At 70.1% G+C, this 13,092-nt stretch carries 11 protein-coding genes; 4 read left to right on the top strand and 7 right to left on the bottom strand.

The window, feature by feature from the left end; all coding sequences use genetic code 11:
- Positions 1-62 precede the first annotated feature (62 nt).
- Positions 63-917: a hypothetical protein gene (locus A37E_RS0100835; RefSeq protein WP_029554889.1), complete on the top strand. Its 855-nt coding sequence runs from the start codon at positions 63-65 to the stop codon at positions 915-917.
- Between the two features lie 196 nt (positions 918-1,113).
- Here A37E_RS0100835 and A37E_RS0100830 read toward each other — a convergent pair whose 3' ends face one another.
- Positions 1,114-3,426, bottom strand: coding sequence for a PAS domain-containing sensor histidine kinase (locus tag A37E_RS0100830; RefSeq protein ID WP_029554888.1), 2,313 nt, complete (start codon positions 3,424-3,426; stop codon positions 1,114-1,116).
- 476 nt (positions 3,427-3,902) lie between these two features.
- On the opposite strand from A37E_RS0100830, the gene aroB reads away from it, so the two are divergent.
- Positions 3,903-5,621, top strand: coding sequence for a 3-dehydroquinate synthase (gene aroB, locus A37E_RS26255; RefSeq protein WP_081837770.1), 1,719 nt, complete (start codon positions 3,903-3,905; stop codon positions 5,619-5,621).
- Positions 5,622-5,805: 184 nt separating this feature from the next.
- Here the strand turns inward: aroB and A37E_RS0100820 are convergent, their stop codons facing one another.
- The 3 genes from A37E_RS0100820 to trxA form a co-directional block, all read right to left on the bottom strand.
- A complete protein-coding gene (locus tag A37E_RS0100820) occupies positions 5,806-7,029 on the bottom strand; it encodes an FAD-dependent oxidoreductase (protein WP_029554886.1) in 1,224 nt (407 codons plus the stop codon).
- A gap of 55 nt (positions 7,030-7,084) precedes the next feature.
- A complete protein-coding gene (locus A37E_RS0100815) occupies positions 7,085-7,423 on the bottom strand; it encodes a Rieske 2Fe-2S domain-containing protein (RefSeq protein WP_024278198.1) in 339 nt (112 codons plus the stop codon).
- Positions 7,424-7,517: 94 nt separating this feature from the next.
- A complete protein-coding gene (trxA, locus tag A37E_RS0100810; protein WP_051678685.1) occupies positions 7,518-7,991 on the bottom strand; it encodes a thioredoxin in 474 nt (157 codons plus the stop codon).
- 184 nt (positions 7,992-8,175) lie between these two features.
- On the opposite strand from trxA, the gene A37E_RS0100805 reads away from it, so the two are divergent.
- Positions 8,176-8,475 (top strand): antibiotic biosynthesis monooxygenase family protein, encoded by a 300-nt coding sequence (locus tag A37E_RS0100805; protein WP_029554884.1) that lies wholly within the window; start codon positions 8,176-8,178, stop codon positions 8,473-8,475.
- Between the two features lie 76 nt (positions 8,476-8,551).
- Here the strand turns inward: A37E_RS0100805 and A37E_RS0100800 are convergent, their stop codons facing one another.
- Positions 8,552-9,457 (bottom strand): AEC family transporter, encoded by a 906-nt coding sequence (locus A37E_RS0100800; RefSeq protein ID WP_029554883.1) that lies wholly within the window; start codon positions 9,455-9,457, stop codon positions 8,552-8,554.
- A 119-nt stretch (positions 9,458-9,576) separates the two neighbouring features.
- A complete protein-coding gene (locus tag A37E_RS0100795; protein ID WP_029554882.1) occupies positions 9,577-10,755 on the bottom strand; it encodes an amidase in 1,179 nt (392 codons plus the stop codon).
- A 182-nt stretch (positions 10,756-10,937) separates the two neighbouring features.
- Here A37E_RS0100795 and A37E_RS0100790 point away from each other — a divergent pair, with 182 nt between their 5' ends.
- Complete coding sequence (locus tag A37E_RS0100790) at positions 10,938-11,831, top strand: LysR family transcriptional regulator (protein ID WP_024278203.1); 894 nt, start codon at positions 10,938-10,940, stop codon at positions 11,829-11,831.
- Positions 11,832-12,036: 205 nt separating this feature from the next.
- Here the strand turns inward: A37E_RS0100790 and A37E_RS0100785 are convergent, their stop codons facing one another.
- Positions 12,037-13,086 carry a phenylacetaldoxime dehydratase family protein gene (locus A37E_RS0100785; protein ID WP_029554881.1) on the bottom strand — a complete coding sequence of 350 codons (1,050 nt, stop codon included), beginning with the start codon at positions 13,084-13,086 and terminating at the stop codon, positions 12,037-12,039.
- Positions 13,087-13,092: the final 6 nt, after the last annotated feature.

The raw sequence follows: 13,092 nt of genomic DNA, 5'->3' as shown, positions 1-13,092 counted from the left end.
CAGGTGCCGTTGCGGCGCCACGGGACGGGGGCTAGCGTGGCGCGGCTGCTGGGGGGATCGTCATGCTGGAGGGGCTTCGTCCGGTCACCTGTCGCCTCACGCCGGATGCGCGCCGGCAGATGGCGGCGCTGGTCGCCACGTGTTCGCAGGACGAGGACGGCGGTCCGGCTTTGCTGATCGTCTCCCTCGGTCTCGTTCCGCTCGACAGCGGCTCGGCGGTCGAGACCGTCCAAATCGTCGTTGAGCCGGCCTCGCGGTCCGCGGAATTGCGCGCCCTCGCCGGGATGCTGGATGGCCTCCTCATCCTCTTCATCACCGACGACGGGGACCACGCGGCGCTCGATGGCCGCATCATCGACCATGCCGAGGGCGACGGCTTCTTCCTGCGCGATCCCGTGAGCGGCGCGGACAACCGCTTCCGCGCCCTCGGCGGCTCGGATTGGCCGCGCTGGGTAGCACGCGGGGCGCGGCTGGGGGCGCTCGGCCCCGAGATCCGCTGGCCCGGCATGGTGCCGCTTCAGGCGATGTGGGACGAGGGATACGACGCGCTGCTGATCGGCGACCGGGCAACGGGCGCGCCTGCAGTGACGCTCTCGGACGCGGCGGTGGCCGCTCTCTCCGCCTGCCGCGATGTGGTCGCTGATACCCCGCTCTCCGGGCATGTGCGGCTTGATCCCGGCGCCACCTTCTGGCTGGACGGCAGCCCGTGTCGCGAGGTGGCGGCGGTGTTCCTGCGGCCGGGCGATCCCACGCCCGCCGGGCCGTCTCTGAAGGCGGGCGGTCTGTCGCTGGTGCTGTCGGACGTGCCGCCGGGGCGCTGGGCCGATGGCGTGATCGATTATGCGGCCGGCCTCGGCTTCTGCCTCAGGATCACAGCAGGGCCGTTCGGGCAGGCGGCGGGGAATGACAACGGGTGATGTCCCTTCGCTGCCGTCATGGCCGGGCTTGTCCCGGCCATCCACGTGGTTGGGCCGGGAACAGCTTTCAACGGTTGCGCCGTCGGCCCGATGTGGATGCCCGGAACCCGCGTGTTCGCGGGTTCCGTTCTCGGGAGCGGAAGTCGGCAACAGCCGACTTCCGGGACAAGCCCGGGCATGACGAGAGCGGGAGCCCTCACATCACCGCCGCGAGCCGCGGCGTCTCGTTGGAGTTCGCCGCCCGTCCGTCCACCGGCAGGCGGACGAAGACGGTGGTGCCGGAGCCTTCGATGGAGCGGATGCGCATGGCGCCGCCGTGCAGTTCCACCAGCGACTTGGCGATGGCGAGCCCCAGCCCGGACCCCTTGTGGGTCTTGGTGAACTGGCTCTCCACCTGCTCGAACGGCCGGCCGATGCGGTCGAGCGCGCCCTTGGCGATGCCGATGCCGGTGTCCTCGATGGCGATCACCGCCGCCGCCCCGTTCACCCGCGCCTTCACCGCGATGCGGCCGCCCTCGGGGGTGAACTTCACGGCGTTGGAGAGGAGGTTGAGCAAAATCTGCTTCAGCGCGCGGCGGTCGCCCTTGATGACGAGGTTGTCGGCGGCCTCCATGGTCATGGCCACGCCCTTCTCGTCGCCGTTCACCGCCGTGACGCGCATGGCGTCCGCGATGATCTCGCCGAGGGCCACGTTCTCCACCTCAAGCTGCATGCGGCCCGCCTCGATCTTCGACATGTCGAGGATGTCGTTGATGACGTCGAGGAGGTAGGTGCCAGAGCCCTTGATGTCGGAGCAGTATTCCGCGTACTTCGCCGAGCCGAGCGGGCCGAACATGCCGCTCTCCATGATCTCCGAGAAGCCGATGATGGCGTTGAGCGGCGTGCGCAGCTCGTGGGACATGTTGGCGAGGAATTCGCTCTTGGCGCGGTTGGCGTCCTCGGCCTTGTTGCGCTCTTCCGAATATTTCTCGGCAAGTTCCGCGAGCTGCTGGGCCTGATGCTCCAGCGTCTGCTGGGATTTGCGCAGGTCGGCGACCAGCGCCATCAGGCGCTTCTCATTGTCCATGAGGCGCTCTTCGTGGCGCTTCATGGTGGTGATGTCGGTCCCCACCGAGACGTAGCCGCCATCCTTGGTGCGGCGCTCGGCGATCTTGAGCCAGCGGCCGTTGGAGAGCTGCGCCTCGAACGCGCGGGAGCCTTCCTCCGGCTTGTCTTCCGGCTTCAGCGGCGTGCGCGTCACCGGGTGGCGGCCGACCGAGGCGATGGTGTCGAAGGAGGTGCCGGCGACGATGGTCTCGTCCGGCAGCTCGTGCAGCGACTGGAACTTGGAATTGCACAGCACGAGGCGGTTCTGGCTGTCCCACAGCACGAACGCCTCGGAAATGCTCTCGATGGCGTCTCTGAGGCGCATGTCGGCGGTGACGGTGCGTTCCGCCATGCGCTGCGCCTCGGTGACATCCATGGCGATGCCGATGAGGTGGGGGCCGTCCTCGCCCGCCTGCTGCACCACTTCGGCGCGCATGCGCAGCCACACGAAGTCGCCCTTGGCGGTGCGCATGCGGAACACCCGGTCCACCGGCGTGCCGGGCCGCTCGGCGAGTTCCTGCGCCAGCTCGTAGAGGTCGCCGTCGTCGGGATGGACGAGGCGGGAGATCTCGCCGAAGGAGACCAGTTCGTCCCGGTGCTCCAGCCCGAGGATCTCGAACATGGTGTCGGACCAGTACATGCGCCCGCGCGCCATGTCCCAGTCCCACATGCCGCAGCGGCCGCGGTTCAGCGCCGTGTCGATGCGCCGGCGCACCGTCTCGTAGATCACGTCCGCCTCACGCGCCCGGCTCGCCTGCCAGTGGAAGGAGAAGCCGAGGATGAGCAGCACCGCGCCGGTGGTGGTGAACAGCGTCACCGTGAGCGTGGTGGTGTCCGACCACGCGGCCAGCGCCTTCTCGGTGGGCTGGAGATAGACGATCTGACCCAGCGGCGCCTGGAGATTGCGCACGGTGGCGAGCGCGGTCCCGGTGCCGTAGGGCACTTCGAGCACGCCCGCCCGCTCGGCGAAGATGACGAGGGGCTGGGAGGGATCGAGAATGTCGGAAAGATTGGCCGGGGCCTCGCCGGTCGGTGCGGCGGCGATGACGTGGCCTTGCCCGTCGGTGACGAACACCCGCCGTCCGGCCTCGGTGGCGCGGGGGGGCAGGCTCTCGGCGAGGGCGCCGGGCACCTTGGCGAGCGCATTGCCCGCGCGCAGCGTCAGCGCATCGGCGGTGGCGAGGGCGAGGAGGGCGATGTCGTCCTTGGCGTTGTTCAGCTCGGCGACGCGGTGGGCGTGCACCTGCACGACCGCGCCGACGCCGATGACGCCGAGGAAGGTGATAATGAGGGCCGGGACGATCCGGCGCAGGACCGGCTCCGCATCCAGCAGGCGCTGGTAGGCAGGGCGCGCGATCGACCTTGCCAGGCCTCGCATGGCTTGGTCGCGCGCGCCTACGCTCGCAGCGTTGGCGCGTGCCATCGCCGGTCTCCTCCGGGTCTCCGGGGGCACCGGACGGCCTAAGTCCCACGCCCCCACGTCCTCGATCTGGAGGGACGTGCCGCATCTCTCCGAATCAAGGCCATTGGAATCGAATCGGGGGGCTGTTGTCTAGAGTCCGCGTGAGTCAAGAGGCACAAAACTACGGCCACGCCTCGGTTTGTGAAGGGGCAAAGCCTTGCGGCGGTAGGCCGGGAGGGCGATTGGGGCGTTGCCCGTGGCAGGGCTGTCGGCTGGGGACGGATGGCGCCTGCGGACGCCGGGGCTGGGGACAGCCCTGATTGCCCGCTCGCGCGGCGGATGCTAGAGCCGCAGGCTCGGCAAGGGTGGAAATCCTTGAGGCCCGATCCCCCATCCGTCCTGAGCGCGCTGAACGAGGCCCACCGGTGCAGACGCAGAAGTTCCCCGAGCCCCGCACCGGCGAGACCGAGACGACGGGGCCGATCTCCTCCCCCGAGATGCTGAAGCGGCTGGGGCGACGCTCCATCGTGCTGGTGGGGATGCCGGGCGCCGGCAAGTCCTCCGTGGGGCGGCGCCTTGCGAAACGGCTGGGGCTCACCTTCGTCGATGCCGACGAGGAGATCGAGCGCGCCGCCTGCATGAGCATTCCGGAAATCTTCGCCCGCCACGGCGAGGCCGAGTTCCGCGAGGGCGAGAAGCGTGTGGTCGCGCGCCTGCTGCAATCCGGCCCCTGCGTGCTCGCCACCGGCGGCGGCGCCTTCATGAATGCGGACACCCGCGCGGCCGTGGGACGTCATGGCGTCTCGGTCTGGCTGCGGGCCGATCTCAACACTCTCCTGCGGCGCGTGAAGAAGCGCACCGACCGCCCCCTCCTCGCCCAGGGCGACCCGGCACAGAAGCTCGCCGCGCTCCACGCCCAGCGGGCCGACACCTACGCCCTCGCCGACGTGACCGTGGACAGCCGCGACGTGGTCCACGAACTGGTGGTGGAAGAGGTGATCGGCGCCGTCCACGCCCATCTCGTCGCGCATCCCGAAAGCATTGCCATGGCGCCCCTCTCCTCCGCCACCGCCATCTCCGCCGAGGCGGAAGGCCTCCCCATGGGTGAGATCACCCGCAGCACCGTGCGCGTGGACGTGGCCGGCAAGCCCTATGACATCTATATCGGCCCTGGCCTCCTGGCCGAGGCCGGCACCCATGTGACGGCCCTGCGCAAGGGCGCGCGCGTCGCCATCGTCACCGACGAGAACGTGGTGGCCGCCGGCCATCTCGCCACCGTCGCCGCCTCGCTGGACGCCGCCGGCATCACGCACACCGCCATCGTCGTGCCGCCCGGCGAGAAGACCAAGGGCTGGCCGGGGCTGGAACAGGTGGTGGAGGGGCTGATCGCAGCCCGCATCGAGCGCCGCGACCTCGTGCTGGCGCTGGGCGGCGGCGTGGTGGGCGATCTCGCGGGCTTTGCCGCCTCGGTGCTGCGCCGGGGCGTGGACGTGGTGCAGGCGCCGACGACGCTGCTTTCCCAGGTGGATTCCTCCGTGGGCGGCAAGACCGGCATCAACTCGCCCCAGGGCAAGAACCTCATCGGCGCCTTCCACCAGCCCGTGCTGGTGCTGGCCGACACCGCCGCGCTGAACACCTTGCCGGTGCGCGAGGTGAAGGCCGGCTATGCCGAGGTGGTGAAATACGGCCTGCTCGGCGACTACGCGCTGTTCGAGACCCTCGAGCGCGATTGGCCGGGCGTGATCGGCGGCGGGCAGGAGCGGATCACCGCCGTGGCCGCGAGCTGCATGGCCAAGGCCGCCATCGTCGCCCGCGACGAGAAGGAGACCGGCGACCGCGCGCTGCTCAACCTCGGCCACACCTTCGGCCACGCGCTGGAGGCCGGCGCCGGCTATTCCCAGCGCTTGCTCCATGGCGAGGGCGTCGCCATCGGCATGGCGCTGGCTTTTGCGTTTTCCGCGAAGCTCGGCCTGTGCTCCGGGCAGGACGTGACGCGGGTGGTGCGGCATCTGGAGGCCGTGGGCCTGCCGACGAAGATCTTCGACGTGCCCGGCGAACTGCCCGACACGGACGGGCTGATGACCCTCATCGCCCAGGACAAGAAGGTGAGCCGCGGCGCGCTGACCTTCATCCTCGTGCGGGGCATCGGTGAAGCCTTCATCGCCAAGGACGTGAACCCGGACGAGGTCCGCGCCTTCCTCGCCGAGATGCGGTGAGGGGCGTCTTTCCTGTGAACTGCGGCTCCTACAGCATGGGTGTCATGCCCGGGCTTGTCCCGGGCATCCACGTCGGGCCGCAGGCACGATGCCCGAAGAGATGTCCCCGGCCAGCCCACGTGGATGGCCGGGACAAGCCCGGCCATGACGGCGGTACGGGCCCGAACACCGGCCCATAGCTCCCTCACTTCGTCGCCGGTGGCGCCTGCAGCACCGGTGCGGCGGCGGCGAACATGGCCTCCTTCGTCGCGGGCAGCGGAGGGTAGATGCGGCTGCAATTGATGGTCTGCTTCACCGTCTTGGCGGCGGCACCCGACGCGACAAGCGTGCCGCGATCCCAGCCGGAGGTGTAGACCGCGCCCTCCGGGCCGAGGTCCATCACCGTCACATAGTCCGGTGCGGAGAAGGCGACGCGATCCTGAAGCCGGCCCGCGAGGTCGCACACCGCATTGTGGCCGGCGAGGCGGCCCATGGGGCGGGCGTGCTGGCAGGACATGACGGTGACGTGGCCGAGACCGTCCGCCGCCGCCACCGCGCAATCCCCCGCCGCATAGACATCTGTGACGCTGTCCACTTTGAGAAAGGCATCCACCGCCGCCCGCCCCAGCCGGTCGAGCGGCACGCCGAGCTGTCCGGCAAGCGGGCTCGCATGGGCACCGGTGGTGAAGACGACCGTGCGGGTGGGGATCATCGTGCCGTCCGCGAGCCGCACGCCGTCCGCCTCCACGGCCGCGATGCCCGCATGGTCGCGCGCCTCCACGCCGGACGCCGCGAGGGCGGTGCGGACCGTGGCCGCGCCCGCACCCATGGCGGCGCCGATTTCGTGGCGATCCACGAGAACGACGCGCACCGGGGCGCCTTCGCCCAGAAGGGCACGCAGTCGGCCCGGCAGCTCGCAGGCGATCTCCACCCCCGCCAGTCCGCCGCCGATGATCACGGCGGTTCCTGCCGCCCCATCGCGCGGGCCGGCGGCGAGGCTGGCAAGGTGCGCCGCGAGCCGCTCGGCACCGGCGTAGCTGTCCACATCGAAGGTGGGCTGCGCGCGGGGGATGTCCGGCATCCTCAGCGCGCTGCCGGCGGCGAGGATCAACCGGTCATAGGCGAGCGGCCCGGCCCCGGTGGCGAGGGTCCGCGCGGCGGGATCGATGGCCGTCACGGCGGCCTCGATGCGCGTCACGCCGATGGGGGCGAGCAGATCGTCCAGCGGCAGGCGGATGGCGGCGAGGTTGTCCTCGTAGCAGCGCACGCGGATGGTGTGGAACGCCTCCGGCGCCACGAGGGCGATCTCCAGCGCGCCGGGATCGATGCCGAACAGCTCCCGCGCCCGCGCCGCCGCAGCGGCGGCCCACAGGCCGGCGAAGCCGCCTCCGATCACGACGATGCGCTGTGTCCCCGCGTTCTGTGTCATTGCCGGAGCCTCCCGGCCCCAGCATAGGACAGGCGCGAAGAGCCTGCGACGGGGATCAGGCGGGCGCGCGGGCGGGTTTCACCGGGCCGACATCCACCTGGATCTCGTCGCCCTCGATCTTGATCTCATAGGGGTGCAGCGCATTGCGCACGAGGTGGGTGGAGCATTTGCCGGTGGCGCAGTCGAAGCCCCACATGTGGTGCGTGCACATGAGGGTCTTGCCGTCGAAGGTGGCTTCCGTCAGCGGCATGTCGGCATGGGGGCAGCGGCCGCGATAGGCCTTGATCTCCCCGCCCGCCGGCCACACCAGCAGCACGCTCTTCTTGCCGACCTGGAAAAGGCCCATCGCGCCCTCGGCGAGGGCATCCTTGTTGCAGATGACAGTGAAGGCCATGGCGCGTGCGTCCTGTCCGGTGAAGCTTCGGCAGGGCGCATCGCAAGATCAGGGCCAGCCCGGAACCGCTCGAATTGTCGGAAATCCGACGTTCCTATTTCGCCTCCCCGGCGCGGGAGAGGGCGTCATAGAGCCAGCGCCTGAGGTCGCCCGCGAACAGGGCGCCGGCCACCCGCGCCACCTCGTTGCGGTTGGCGATGAAGCTCAAGGTGGGGATGGAACTGATGCGGAAATAATCGGCCAGCTCCCGCTCCTTCTCCGTATCCACCTTGGCGAAGCGCACATGGGGCTCGAACTCCGCCGCCAGCGCCTCGAACACCGGCGCCATGGTCTTGCAGGGGCCGCACCAGTCCGCCCAGAAGTCGATGACGAGGGGCAGGTCGCTTTCGGATGTGTGGGCGGTGAAGCTCTCGGCGGTGAGCGTCATGGGCTTGCCGGTGAAGAGCGGCCCGCCACAGGCCGGGCAGGAAAGCGCGCGGGCGTCCGTACCGGCCGGCACGGGTGCCACCGTGTGGCAGGCGGGGCAGGCGATGGTCCGCAAGCGGGTGGCGGTGTCGGCTTCGGTCATCACGGCTCCTCGGGGCGCGGGCGTGTGGGAATGGCCGAGCAAGAACGGGGCCGGGGGAGGGGTGCGTCCCGCCGCCCATGCGCTATGGTGGCGCCGGCCGCGCCGGGCGGCCGGGATCGAGACCGCCTTTCCTGTCCGCGAACCGGTACCCACTTCGCGGGGAAACGCTTTAGGGAACTGAGACATGAGCGCAGCACCCCTCACCGTCATCGCCATCATCACCGCGAAGGAGGGGCAGGAGAGCGCCCTGCGCGCGCTTCAGGAAAAGCTGGTGGTGGAGACGCACAAGGAAGACGGCTGCCTGCGCTACGAGCTGAACCAGTCGCTGGACGACGGGCGCATCCTGATCTTCGTCGAGACCTGGGAGACGGAGGCCAAGTGGCGCGCCCATATCGACGGCGCGGCGCTGGCCAATTTCGCCGCGGCCGGCGGAGGGGACCTGATCGCCGACAAGGTGATCCACCGAATGGCGAAGGTTGCCTGAAAAGGTGGCCTGACGAAAACGTGCCCGCCGGCTGAAACGCTGGACTGCCAAGGCTTCGCAGTCGGCGCCCCGCAGCTCATGGTTGGATGACGAGGCCCCACCACATCCACGCCGTGAGCATGGAGAGCGGCACGCCGATGCCGATGACCAGCGCCACGAGGTCCGGCTCCAGATCGTGATCCAGCGCGATGATGCTGGCGCCCAGCATGGGCGGCATGGCCATTTCCAGCATCGCCACCTGCGCGATCGGATCGCCGGTCCGTCCAAGCGCCGCATACATCAGGAAGATGGCCAGCGGCGCCAGCAGCAGCCGATAGCCGAGCCCCACCGCCAGCGCCCCGACCCGGCCGGAAAAGCGGTCCAGTCGAAGGGCAAAGCCCACGGCCGCGAGGGCGATGGGGGTGAGCGTCTGGGCCAGCGCCTCGACCAGATGGTCGAGCCACTCCGGGCGCGGCAGATCGTTGGTGGCGAAGGCGATGAGGATGGCCCAGAAGGGCGGGAAGGTGGCGATCCGCTTCGCCACCGCCCGCCAGTCGAAATGCCCCGCGCTCGCCACGGCGGCGATGGCGAGGCCCAGCGTGGACAAGGCGAGGTAGGAGCCGAATAGGTCGATGACGATGCCGAGCCCCAGCCACTGGCTGCCGGCGAAGGCCGCGATCATGGGCAGTCCGACGAAGGAGGTGTTGCCCCAGCCGCCCACCAGCAGCAGAGCGCCGGCCCGCCGGTGCGACCAGCCGAAGGCGCGGCACAGGGGCACGATGACGAGGATGGCGAGGAGGGCGCCCATCCACGGCGTGGCCGCGGCCAGCCACCAGCTGTCATCCATCTTCAGGTGATGGACGCTCCGCAGGGCGGTGGCCGGCAGCGCGACATTGATGACCCAGCCGCCGAAGGCCTTCGTGGCGGTGTCGGGCAGCCGGCCGGACCAGCGCAGCAGGACGCCGATCAGGAGGCAGGTGACGATCAAGGAAATCTCGTGCATCCCGATGCCCCTCCCCCCCGGGGCGGCGCCGCCAATCCCCGGGACAATGGCTTGGGCTTCACCGCAAGGGAATAGGCGGGGGCAGTGCTATCCGCAGACGGACGCTCTGCCCGAGCCCATCATCGAGCGCGAGCGACGGCGACGGCCAAGGCGAGCAGCATCTCGTCCTTGCCGCGCGGGGCCATGGCGGAGAGCCCGAGCGGGCAGCCCTCCAGCGTCGCCAGCGGCAGGGAGATCTGCGGCGTTCCGGCATGGCCGGAGAGGCACAGAAGCTCGATGGCGCGGGCGCGGAACGCCTCCAGATCGGCCAAGGGCGTGCCGCGCAGGGGTGCGATGCCGGGCGCGGTGGGCAGAAGGAGGATGCCGTCCTCTCCCAGCAGTGCATCGATCCGGGCGCGCACCTGCGCCCGCAAGGCACGCGCCTCGGCCACTTCGGCGGGATCGAGGGTGGCGGCGGCGGCGAAGCGCTCCTTCACGCCCGGGCCGAAGTCCGGCTGCGCCGCGCGCACCCAGTCGGCATGCGCCGCCCAGGCATCGGCCGATTGCAGGATGCGGAAGACATTGCGCCAGTGGGGCAGGGCGCCGTGGGCCACGTCCACGGCCTCCGCCGGACCATAAAGCGCGGTCATGCGCGCGAGGGCCGGCGCCAGCGCGGCCGTCACCTTCGGCCCGGCGGCCTCGAACAGGTCGCGGGCCAGCAGCAGCCGCGGCGCGGGGGGCACCACGGGGTCGCCCAGCAGCACGGCGCCCACCTTCTCGAAGGTCTGCGCATCGCGCGCAAACCAGCCCACGGTGTCGTAGGAGGGTGCCAGCGGCACGGCGCCGGCGATGGGAATGCGCCCGTGGGTCGGCCGCAACCCGAACAGGCCGCAATAGCTCGCCGGCAGCCGCACCGAGCCGCCGGTGTCCGATCCGATGGCGAAATCCACCAGCCCGCCGGCCGTCGCCGCCGCGGAGCCGGAGGAGGAGCCGCCGGGAATGCGCTCCGGCGCGGCGGGGTTGATGGGCGTGCCGTAATGGTGGTTCTCGCCGTTGAGGCTCCAGGCCATCTCGTCCGTATGGGTCTTGCCCACGAGGCGCGCGCCGGCGCCCAGCAGGATGTCCACGACAGGGGCGCTCGTGTCCGGCACCCCATGGCTCGCCAGCCACGCCGGGCTCCCGGCCGCGGTGGGCACGCCGGCCACATGGAACAGGTCCTTCAGCGCGAAGGTGAGGCCTTCGAGCGGCCCCGTGCTTGTGGGGGCAAGCTCGAAATGGCCATGGGAGACGAAGGCGTCGAGCGTGTCATTCACCGGCATGAGCGATCCGTGGGGCGGCGGGTGGCGAGAGGGGAGGGTGAGGCGACAAGGCTTATCCGATCCGCGCGCCCGTGTCTCCGCGTGCTCCAGTGTCTTCGCGTGCCGTGTCCTGCAACCGGGGCGGGGTTGGGCGGGGCGCCTGCTGCTGCTATCACCGGGCGGGCGCCCGAGGATCTTCAGCCATGTTCAACTGGAACGACCTGATCTTCTTCCTCGAACTGGCGCGGCAGGGCCGGCTGATGCCGGCGGCGCGGCGACTGAAGGTGGACCACACGACGGTCTCCCGCCGCATCAGCGAGCTGGAAAAGGACCTTTCCCTCAAGCTCTTCGATCGCAAGCCCGACGGTTTCGTGCTGACCGAGCCGGGCCATCGCCTGTTCGCGGTGGCCGAGCGCATCGAGCAGGAGGCGGTGGGCGTCGAGGAGACGCTGCAGGCGGCTCCCAGCGCGCCGCGCGGGCATGTGCGCGTCGCCTCCATGGAGGGCATCGGCGCCTTCTACCTCGCCGAGCGCTTCGCCGAACTGGCGGAGAAGGAGCCGGGGCTGGTGGTGGAACTCGTCACCGAGCGCCACCTCATCAATCTCACCAAGCGCGAGGCGGATATCTCCATCTCCTTCGTGCCGCCGCAGGGCCAGCGCCTCGCCGTGCGCCGCCTCGGAGCCTTCCGCCTCGCGCTCTATGCGGCGCCGGACTATGTGCGCCGCTTCGGCATGCCGAGGACGCGGGCGGAGCTGCCCGCCCACACCTTCGTGGACTATGTGGAGGATCTCGTCGCCATCCAGCCGGTGCACTGGCTGCTGGACGTGCTGGAGCCGCTGAAGGTGTCGTTCCGCTCCACCTCCATGCACGCCCAGCAGAATGCGGTGGCGCGCGGCGCCGGCATCGGCCTCCTGCCGCTGTTCTCGGCCAAGAGCAATCCGCGCCTCATCCCCATCCTCACCGACGAGGTGGTGGTGATGCGCGACATCTATGTGAGCGTCCACGAGGATCTGGAGTTCATGGGCCGCTTCCGCGCCGTGCTCCAGCACCTCGCCGAGGTGGTGCAGCGGGACGCGGCGTATCTGACGGAGTTTTGAGCCGATCGGCGGCCGCCGGGCGCCCGAACAGCCGTCATCCCCCGGCTCGACCGGAGGGCCCATCCCTTCGCCTGAGCCATCACGCGAACACCGGCTCAAGCGCCACCATGGGTCCTCCGGTCGAGCCGGAGGACGACGGGCAGGAAGGACCGGTGTCGCAGTCGACGTGGATCGCGGTGAGAGGATTTCCCGCCCACGCGCGCCCCTACACCCGCTCCCCCGGCAAGAACCCCAGCAGCCCCGTGCCCGGCGCGCAGTTCACATACTCGAACTGGTGCGTGTCGCCCTCTGGCAGAACGAACACCTCGTGCCAGGTGCGCAGCTGGTTGGCCTTGCCGTATTTGCGATAGCGGGCCATGGCGGCGGAGAAGATGGCTTCGTGGGTGGGGTGGTGCTCGGCCCAGTTCTCCAGATGGCCGAGGGAGAGGAAATAGCCCAGCGCGTGGGTCTCCAGCACCGGCACGCCGGCCGCGTCGCAGGTCTGCTGGAAGCGCAGGGAGGCGCAGCCGGATGCTTCGCCATTCTCTTTCAGGAAGTCCATGCCCTTGAGCAGCGGTTCGCGCAGCTCGCGCATGTAGTTCTCCGCCTGCTCGGGATCGCAGCGGCCCCAGAAGGCGGCGGAGCGGATGACCGCGAAATTGTGCGGAATGGCGAGCCGCCAGCGAGCGCCCTTCGTCTCACGCTCCACCTGCACCAGCGCGGGGACAGGGCTTTCCAGCGTGTCGGCGGCGGCCAGCGGAATGCGGTCGCGCATGGCGCCGTAATAGCCGCACCACGGCGTGGGATAGAGCGCCACATCCGGCGCGGCTGAGAGGCCGCCGGCATAGTCCTGCCAGTAGATGCTCTCCTGCCGCTCCACCGGCACGGTCATGCTCTCGCGGAAATAGCCGGTGGGTTCGCTGAGGCGGGCGGCGTCCTCCCACCAGCCGGCGACGACCGGGTCGGCGAGGAAGCGGTCGCGCTTGGCCTCATCCAGCCAGTAGGCGGCAAGGATGTGGGTATAGAGCCCGTTCGGGTCCACGAAGGCGGCATGGTCGCTGACGGTCGGGCCGTCCTGCAGGGCCAGCGCCTTTTCGATCCAGCCGAAGAAGGGGGAGGCGTGGACCTCCTCCGCGCTCCGCCCCTGCACGCCGTGGAAGGCGACGCAGAGCGCGCGGCAATTGTTGGCGAAGGCGGTGGACCAGCGCTGCACGACGGGCTCGAAACCCTTGGGCTTGCGCAGGGGATGGACGCGGTCATAGACGGGCATGGCCATGGGGTA

Origin of the sequence: Xanthobacter sp. 91, assembly GCF_000702385.1 — a bacterium.
GTDB classification, from domain to species: domain Bacteria; phylum Pseudomonadota; class Alphaproteobacteria; order Rhizobiales; family Xanthobacteraceae; genus Xanthobacter; species Xanthobacter aminoxidans.
Note: the sequence above shows the minus strand (reverse complement) of the source record. Positions and strands in the feature narration are given on the sequence as shown.

Excerpts from the sequence above, each read along its gene's own strand:
- A37E_RS0100835 (WP_029554889.1), top strand. The coding sequence starts at position 63 with ATGCTGGAGGGGCTTCGTCCGGTCACCTGTCGCCTCACGCCGGATGCG.
- A37E_RS0100830 (WP_029554888.1), bottom strand. The coding sequence starts at position 3,426 with ATGGCACGCGCCAACGCTGCGAGCGTAGGCGCGCGCGACCAAGCCATG.
- aroB (WP_081837770.1), top strand. The coding sequence starts at position 3,903 with ATGCTGAAGCGGCTGGGGCGACGCTCCATCGTGCTGGTGGGGATGCCG.
- A37E_RS0100820 (WP_029554886.1), bottom strand. The coding sequence starts at position 7,029 with ATGACACAGAACGCGGGGACACAGCGCATCGTCGTGATCGGAGGCGGC.
- A37E_RS0100815 (WP_024278198.1), bottom strand. The coding sequence starts at position 7,423 with ATGGCCTTCACTGTCATCTGCAACAAGGATGCCCTCGCCGAGGGCGCG.
- trxA (WP_051678685.1), bottom strand. The coding sequence starts at position 7,991 with ATGACCGAAGCCGACACCGCCACCCGCTTGCGGACCATCGCCTGCCCC.
- A37E_RS0100805 (WP_029554884.1), top strand. The coding sequence starts at position 8,176 with ATGAGCGCAGCACCCCTCACCGTCATCGCCATCATCACCGCGAAGGAG.
- A37E_RS0100800 (WP_029554883.1), bottom strand. The coding sequence starts at position 9,457 with ATGCACGAGATTTCCTTGATCGTCACCTGCCTCCTGATCGGCGTCCTG.
- A37E_RS0100795 (WP_029554882.1), bottom strand. The coding sequence starts at position 10,755 with ATGCCGGTGAATGACACGCTCGACGCCTTCGTCTCCCATGGCCATTTC.
- A37E_RS0100790 (WP_024278203.1), top strand. The coding sequence starts at position 10,938 with ATGTTCAACTGGAACGACCTGATCTTCTTCCTCGAACTGGCGCGGCAG.
- A37E_RS0100785 (WP_029554881.1), bottom strand. The coding sequence starts at position 13,086 with ATGGCCATGCCCGTCTATGACCGCGTCCATCCCCTGCGCAAGCCCAAG.